The 649-nt window shown below is 67.0% G+C and carries 1 protein-coding gene; it reads right to left on the minus strand.

The annotated features are described in order from the left end of the window. Positions 1 to 32 precede the first annotated feature (32 nt). The gene (locus tag IE277_RS46800; RefSeq protein WP_189960235.1) at positions 33 to 581 is read right to left on the minus strand and encodes a helix-turn-helix domain-containing protein; all 549 of its coding nucleotides are present in this window, start codon (positions 579 to 581) and stop codon (positions 33 to 35) included. Positions 582 to 649 lie beyond the last annotated feature (68 nt).

Here is a 649-nt window from a genome sequence, read left to right on the forward strand (position 1 = left end):
CAGATGACCTGGTTCACCCCGAGTGGGGTCGGCTACAGCGGGTCTTGTTGTTCGGCCTGTTCGGCGGGGAAGAGGATGGGGCTGAGGAGGTAGCGGGTGCGTTCTCGCGAGGGTTCGTTGGCGAGGAGGGGCGCGATGGCGGCTTGCATCGCTCCGATCAGGGCTACGAGCTCGTCCCTGCTGAGCCAGATCGCGTGCTGGCGATAGCCGACGAGGTCGTCCACGGGATCGCTGCCTTCGCGCTCCAGATAGGCGCCGAACTCCGCGGCCAGGGCGGCTATGGCGGCTGTGAATGCCCGCTCGTGGTGCTGCGGGGCGAGCGCGCGCATGGTTTCCGCGTCGATGTTCGCGTGTTCCTGCCGTAGCCGGTAGCGGCGTTCGACGGCGCCCCGTACTCGCCGTTCGTCGGCGACGTCGAGGATGCCGCCCGCGGCGAGGAGGTCGACGTGCCGGTAGACGGTCGCCTTGGACGCGTCCGGGATCAGAGCGCACAACTGGCCGGTGGTCAGGGTCCGCCCGCCGCGCAGTGCGTGGACCACGCGGAGGCGGACTGGGTGTGCCAGGAGTTCCAAGGTGTCCATGGCCCCACTTTCTCACGCATGCTACCTTTCTCAAATCTAAGAAAGGTAGGGGGATGCAGACTGTTGAG

It is taken from the genome of Streptomyces alanosinicus (assembly GCF_014650595.1).
In the GTDB taxonomy this organism is placed as follows: Bacteria; Actinomycetota; Actinomycetes; order Streptomycetales; family Streptomycetaceae; genus Streptomyces; species Streptomyces alanosinicus.

What these genes read in the sequence shown, in the direction of transcription:
- IE277_RS46800 (WP_189960235.1), bottom strand. Translation starts at nt 581, where the DNA reads ATGGACACCTTGGAACTCCTGGCACACCCAGTCCGCCTCCGCGTGGTC.